Source organism: Microvirga sp. P5_D2, from assembly GCF_054049475.1.
In genome coordinates this window covers 1-6313 of the sequence record NZ_JBFUMH010000230.1, presented here as the reverse complement: position 1 = coordinate 6313, position 6313 = coordinate 1, and the positions used below count along the sequence as shown (strand labels likewise).

Below are 6313 nucleotides of genomic sequence, written 5' to 3'. Positions count from 1 at the left end.
TCGCTCATGCAGGCGGGCGAGGAGCCGGTGAAGAAGACCTCGCGCAAGTCCCTGCGCCTGCTCGGCTCCGTGGGCGAGCCGATCAATCCGGAAGCCTGGGAATGGTATCATCGCGTCGTCGGCGACGACCGCTGCCCGATCGTTGATACCTGGTGGCAGACGGAGACCGGCGGCATCCTCATCACGCCGCTACCGGGCGCGACGAAGCTCAAGCCCGGCTCGGCCACACGGCCGTTCTTCGGCGTGAAGCCGGAGGTCGTGGACGCGGACGGCAAGGTGCTGGAGGGGGCAGCCGAGGGCAATCTCGTGATCGCCGATTCCTGGCCGGGCCAGATGCGCACCGTCTATGGCGACCACGAGCGCTTCGTGCAGACCTACTTCTCGACCTATCCCGGCAAATACTTCACCGGCGACGGCTGTAGGCGGGATGCGGACGGCTATTACTGGATCACCGGGCGTGTGGACGACGTGATCAACGTCTCCGGCCACCGCATGGGCACGGCGGAGGTGGAATCCGCGCTCGTCGCCCACCCGAAGGTGTCGGAAGTGGCGGTCGTGGGCTATCCGCACGACATCAAGGGCCAGGGCATCTACGCCTATGTCACCCTGATGGCCGGCGAGGAACCGTCCGAGGAGCTGCGCAAGGAGCTGGTGGCCTGGGTGCGCAAGGAGATCGGCCCGATCGCGTCGCCCGACCTGATCCAGTTCTCGCCCGGCCTGCCCAAGACGCGCTCGGGCAAGATCATGCGCCGGATCCTGCGCAAGATCGCCGAGGACGAGTTCGGCTCGCTCGGCGACACCTCGACGCTGGCCGACCCCACCGTCGTCGACGACCTGATCACCAACCGCCAGAACCGAGCTCACTGACATTTCAATGGGAGGCCCGATCCATGGCCGCACAAGATTACAACCAACTGCTTCGCAGCCCACGGTTCCAGGAGCTCGTCCGCCAGCGGACGAGGTTCGCTTGGACCCTCTCGATCGCGATGCTCGTCATCTACTTCGGCTTCATCCTCCTCGTGGCCTTCGCCAAGCCGCTCCTCGCCACCAAGATCGGCGACGGCGTGACCTCGTTGGGAATCATCCTCGGGTTGGGCGTCATCCTCTCGGCGTTCGTCCTGACCGGCATCTACGTCCAGCGCGCCAACAGCCGCTTCGACGAGATGACCCGTCACCTCACGAGGGAGATCCTATAATGTCCCGGCTGCTCATCCTTGCCATCGCAACCCTGGTCGCACTGGGCGCGGGCCTCTCAGAGGTCCTTGCGGCCGGGCCGGATCTCGGCGTCGTGCAGCGACAGCCGTTGAACTGGACGGCGATCATCATGTTCCTGGTCTTCGTGCTCGGCACGCTCGGCATCACCTACCGGGCCGCGGCCCAGACCAAGTCCGCAGCAGACTTCTATGCGGCGGGAGGTGGCATCACCGGGCTTCAGAACGGTCTGGCCATTGCCGGCGACTACATGTCGGCGGCATCCTTCCTCGGCATCTCCGGTCTCGTCTTCGCCAGCGGATTCGATGGCCTGATCTATTCCATCGGCTTCCTGGTCGGCTGGCCGATCGTCCTCTTCCTGATCGCGGAGCGGCTGCGCAACCTCGGGAAGTTCACGTTCTCGGACGTGGCCTCCTTCCGTCTCGACCAGACCCAGATCCGCATTCTCTCCGCGGTCGGAACGCTCGTGGTCGTCGCCTTCTACCTCATCGCCCAGATGGTCGGTGCCGGCAAGCTCATCGAGCTCCTCTTCGGCCTCGACTACCTGTACGCGGTGGTCATTGTGGGCATCCTGATGATCGTCTACGTTGCATTCGGTGGCATGAAGGCCACCACCTGGGTCCAGATCATCAAGGCGTGCCTCCTGCTGGCCGGGGCGACCCTGATGTCCTTGATCGTCCTGTGGCGGTTTGGCTTCAGCCCCGAAGTGATGTTCGCCGAGGCGGTCAAAACGCACCCGAAGGGCGACGCCATCATGGCGCCTGGCGCCCTCGTGGCCGATCCGGTTTCGGCGATCTCGCTCGGCCTCGCGCTGATGTTCGGAACCGCCGGACTGCCCCACAWCCTGATGCGGTTCTTCACGGTGTCGGACGCCCAGGCAGCCCGCAAGTCGGTCTTTTACGCCACCGGCTTCATCGCCTATTTCTACATCCTGACGTTCATCATCGGGTTCGGCGCGATCACGTTCCTGATGAACGATCCGAGCTTCTTCAAGCTCGGCGCGGGCGGAGCCTACGACAAGGTCAAGGATATCCTCGGCGGCACGAACATGGCGGCGATCCACCTCGCCAATGCCACCGGCGGCTCGCTCTTCCTCGGCTTCATCTCGGCCGTGGCATTTGCAACGATCCTTGCCGTGGTGGCCGGGCTCACGCTGTCGGGAGCCTCGGCGGTCAGCCACGATCTCTATGCGGAGGTCATCGCCCGCGGACGGGTGTCGGAGCAGAAGGAGGTCAACATCTCGAAGATTTCGGCAATCTTCATCGGGATCGTCGCCATCATCCTGGGCTACATCTTCGAGAACCAGAACGTGGCCTTCATGGTCGGCCTGGCCTTCGCGGTCGCGGCGAGCTGCAACTTCCCGGTTCTCCTGATGTCGGTGCTCTGGAAGGGAACGACGACCCGCGGGGCACTGATCGGCGGCCTGCTGGGCCTGATCAGCGCGGTCACCATGGTGGTCCTGAGCAAGGCCGTCTGGGTGCAGACCTTCGGCTTCGCACGGGAACTCTTCCCCTATGACAACCCGGCCATCTTCTCGATGCCGATCGCCTTCCTCGGGATCTGGGCCTTTTCGAAGCTCGACGCCAGCAGCCGCGCCAAGGCGGAGATCGCATCCTTCGACGCGCAGTACATCCGGTCGGAAACCGGGATCGGCGCCGCGGCCGCTCACGTCCATTGATGGCTTCGACAAAGGCTGCCTCCCGGATAGCTGGGAGGCAGGTGCCCATTGAGGCAGAGAGGACCGCATGCAGGGCTTCGACACTGCCAATCCACCGTTCGACCGCCTGACACATCAGGAAAGCGAGGAGCTCAGGGCCGGACTCGACATCGGGTACTTCGCGCCCGAGGAGGTGATCATCCCCCAAGGGAGCTCCACGGACTGGCTGCACATCGTCATCAAGGGATCTGTCGAGGTCCGCGACGGCAGCACGGTCCCGACAATACTTGGGCCGAAGGACAGCTTCGACTCCCGCGCCCTCGTGCATGGGGCCGCGGGCGAGGATTTCGTGGCTGCGGAGGAGACGCTCTGCCATCTCGTCCCGCGCCATGTCGTTCTCGGCCTGATCCACCGCAACGCCGCCTTCGCGGCGTTCTTCTATGCAGAGATATCCCGCAAGCTCGACGCCTTTGCGCAGCAGCGGAAGGCGGAGGGCATGGACAGCGTCCTGCGCGCGCGAGTGCGCGATGCTAGGTGTCGTGCGGCCGTCTTCATTGACGGAGAGGCCACCATCAAGCAGGCCGGCCATTGCATGAGGGACAACGACATCAACGCCCTCTTCGTGCGGGATGGTCAACGCATCGGCGTTGTCACCGGCATGAACCTGTCGAAAGCGGTCGTTCTGCGTCGGCTCTCCCTTGAAACTGTGGTACGGGAGGCCTGCCACTTCGACGTCATCTCGGTCGACCGAGATGATTTCCTGTTCGAGGCGCTGCTGCTGATGACGAAGCACGACAAGCGGCGCCTCGCGATCCGTTCGAACGGTGACTATCTCGGTTTTCTGGAGGACATCGACATCCTAGGGCTGTTCGCGGGCAACTCCCAACTGATCCCGGGGCGGATCGAGCGCGCACGCAGCATCGATGATCTGGCCGCTGCCGCCCAGGACATCCAGGCACAGGTCGAGCGCCTTCACCGGCAGGGAATAAAGGTCGATGTCATCGCCGAGATGACGTCCGACCTGAACCGGCGGTTGCTCACGCATCTCTTCGGGATGACAGCCCCTCCGTCAATCCGCGAGGCCGGCAGCCTGCTTCTGATGGGATCCGAAGGGCGCGGCGAGCAGACGGTCCGAACCGACCAAGATAATGCCATCCTTCTGGACAGGGATGTTCCAGCAGCCGATCTTGCCCGATTCCGCGAGGCGTTCACCGTCGCATTGGACGGGTTCGGGTTCCCACCCTGTCCTGGGAATGTCATGGTGCGCAATCCAGTCTGGTCCCAGCCCGTTGAGGACTTCATCCGACAGCTCAAGGCATGGGTGATCCGCGGTGATGCCGAGGCGGTCATGAACATCGCCATCTTCCTCGATGCCGAGGCCGTGGCCGGCTCGGCGAATGTCCTCACCCGGGCAAAAGAGGCCCTGTTCGAGCTCATGCGCGGCGAGGCTGCGCTCCTGGCGCGGTTCGCATCGCTGATCGAGACCTTCGCGACACCCAGCCTGGGCGTTCTCGGCACCATCATGGCAACCGTCGGCGCCGGTCCGGATGCAGTCGACATCAAGAAGGCCGGAACGTTTCCGATCGTGCATGGCGTGCGCACGCTCGCGGTCGAGAAAGGCATCCTCGAGACGCCGACGGCGGCCCGGATCGAGGCCCTCGTCAGGGCCGGCACCCTGGAGCCGGCATTCGGACGGGAGCTGATCAGCGCCCTCCACGTCTTCATGGAGCTCCGGCTCCGGTCGCAGCTTCAGGCGCTGCACAAAGGGACCATGGAGGCCGAGTCCATGCTGCGCCTGGATGGGATTACCACGGTGGAGCGGGACATCCTGCGGGACGCCCTCCGGATCGTGCGTCAGTTCCGCGAGTTGGTCCGCAGCCGCTACCATCTCGGGGCGTTCTGAATGGGGCGCTGGCTGCGCAATCTCTTCTATCGCGCAACCCTGGGGAACCACGACTACCGGTTCCTGTTCGAGCCGGGGCCGCCGGACGAGGTCGTGGTCCTGGACTGCGAGACGACCGGGCTCAACCCGCGGCACGACGAGGTGATCGCCGTCGCGGCCATCGTGATCCGCGGCAGCCGTATCCTGACGAGCGAAGCCTACAAGGCCATCATCAGGTCCGACAGGGTACCGCCCCCTGAGTCCATCAAGGTCCACCGGCTCCGGGCGCGTGACGTGGCCGAGGGGCGCCCCATGCACGAGGTGTTGCCGGAGCTGCTCCGATTCATCGGGGGCCGTCCCATTGTCGGCTATTACGTGGATTTCGATGTCCGCATGCTCGACAAGTACATTCTTCGCTACATCGAGGCGAAGCTCCCCAATCGCCGCATCGAGGTCTCGGAGATCTACTACGCCCTCAAATACGGCGGTGCCCCACCCGGGACGGTGCTCGATCTCCGGTTCCGTTCGATCCTGTTGGATCTGGGCATTCCCAGCCTCGCGCTACACGATGCCTTCAACGATGCCCTGATGACAGCCATGATGTACGTGCAGCTCAGGGACATGCGTCAACGAGGAGTCCGCATCGGACGTGATCGAGCCGTCCAGCAGGAGGCTCCGATCGGCGCTTGAGTTCAGCTCATGGAGCGTCGGCCAGGAATGTCAGGCCCTTTGGGGCCGGTGGGACTCTTGCTCCCGATCGGCAAAGCTTCATGCAGCCCCTCCGTAAAAATACGGAGTTTCTCTTTGTTCCGCAGCAACGATACTGGCCCGAGACAGCGTAAAATCCTTGGATAAGCGTAGCCCCAGACAATGATGAACAATCATGGAGGGAAACATGTCCAATCACGCCAGCCAGCAGTACCGGATGTACTCGCCTAGCCTTGACCTGATGATGAAAGAGGTCGCGCGGACGCTAGGCCACATCGACTTCGAGCATCAGGTCGAATTGGAGAAAGTCGAGAAAAGCGCCAGCGCTGAGGAACTCAAGCAGTACATCAGGGAAAAACTCAGGGTCGCCCACTGTGAGAGGCGTCAGCCCTATGTCGACCTTTTGAACCAGCTCTGGATGCAGCAACGCGGTCAGTCCTTCGCGGCCTGAACGCGCCAGKGCTCAGGCCCGTCCCGGTGTCGTGAGGTCCCATGCCCGCGACGCTACGATGGCCCGCCCCCGATCCCGCAACGCATGAGGAGGAACGCACGATGGCCCGCAATCCCATGACCCCCTTCCGTCCCGGCGGCGGCATGTTTCCTGGTGACCCAGGCTGTGTCAAAACGCGGTTGGTGGTAGGATTGCCCGCTCTGTTTGGAGGATCCGATGAGGCGCTTTGTTGAAGGCGTGGATCGCAGCCAGACCACCCTATTTCCCGAAAGCCTGGAGGACTGGGTCAGCGACGATAACCCGGTGCGCGTCATCGACGCCTTTGTCGACGCACTCGAGTTGAGAGCTCTGGGCTTTGAAGGCATTGTGCCCGAAGCAACCGGACGCCCGTCGTATCATCCCG

General features: G+C 63.6%; 6 protein-coding genes and 1 pseudogene. All 7 read left to right on the top strand.

Annotation, left to right across the window (positions count from 1 at the left end):
* Positions 1-867 (top strand): AMP-binding enzyme (locus ACXJKO_RS29000; RefSeq protein WP_457094498.1); only part of this gene is annotated, 867 nt, incomplete at its 5' end.
* Between the two features lie 23 nt (positions 868-890).
* Positions 891-1196, top strand: coding sequence for a DUF485 domain-containing protein (locus tag ACXJKO_RS28995; RefSeq protein WP_457094497.1), 306 nt, complete (start codon positions 891-893; stop codon positions 1194-1196).
* The gene (locus ACXJKO_RS28990; RefSeq protein WP_457094496.1) at positions 1196-2890 is read left to right on the top strand and encodes a cation acetate symporter; all 1695 of its coding nucleotides are present in this window, start codon (positions 1196-1198) and stop codon (positions 2888-2890) included. Before ACXJKO_RS28995 ends, ACXJKO_RS28990 begins: the two co-directional genes overlap by 1 nt.
* Before the next feature lie 67 nt (positions 2891-2957).
* Complete coding sequence (locus tag ACXJKO_RS28985) at positions 2958-4772, top strand: putative nucleotidyltransferase substrate binding domain-containing protein (protein ID WP_457094495.1); 1815 nt, start codon at positions 2958-2960, stop codon at positions 4770-4772.
* Positions 4773-5441: a 3'-5' exonuclease gene (locus ACXJKO_RS28980; RefSeq protein ID WP_457094494.1), complete on the top strand. Its 669-nt coding sequence runs from the start codon at positions 4773-4775 to the stop codon at positions 5439-5441.
* Between the two features lie 205 nt (positions 5442-5646).
* Entirely contained in the window at positions 5647-5910 is a 264-nt protein-coding gene (locus ACXJKO_RS28975; protein ID WP_457094493.1) for a hypothetical protein, read from the top strand.
* A 216-nt stretch (positions 5911-6126) separates the two neighbouring features.
* Positions 6127-6313: pseudogene (locus ACXJKO_RS28970) on the top strand (IS5/IS1182 family transposase); the annotation flags it as partial.

Bases quoted from the DNA above. Each gene is read 5' to 3' on its own strand.
- ACXJKO_RS28975 (WP_457094493.1), top strand. From the start codon at position 5,647: ATGTCCAATCACGCCAGCCAGCAGTACCGGATGTACTCGCCTAGCCTT.
- ACXJKO_RS28985 (WP_457094495.1), top strand. From the start codon at position 2,958: ATGCAGGGCTTCGACACTGCCAATCCACCGTTCGACCGCCTGACACAT.
- ACXJKO_RS28995 (WP_457094497.1), top strand. From the start codon at position 891: ATGGCCGCACAAGATTACAACCAACTGCTTCGCAGCCCACGGTTCCAG.
- ACXJKO_RS28980 (WP_457094494.1), top strand. From the start codon at position 4,773: ATGGGGCGCTGGCTGCGCAATCTCTTCTATCGCGCAACCCTGGGGAAC.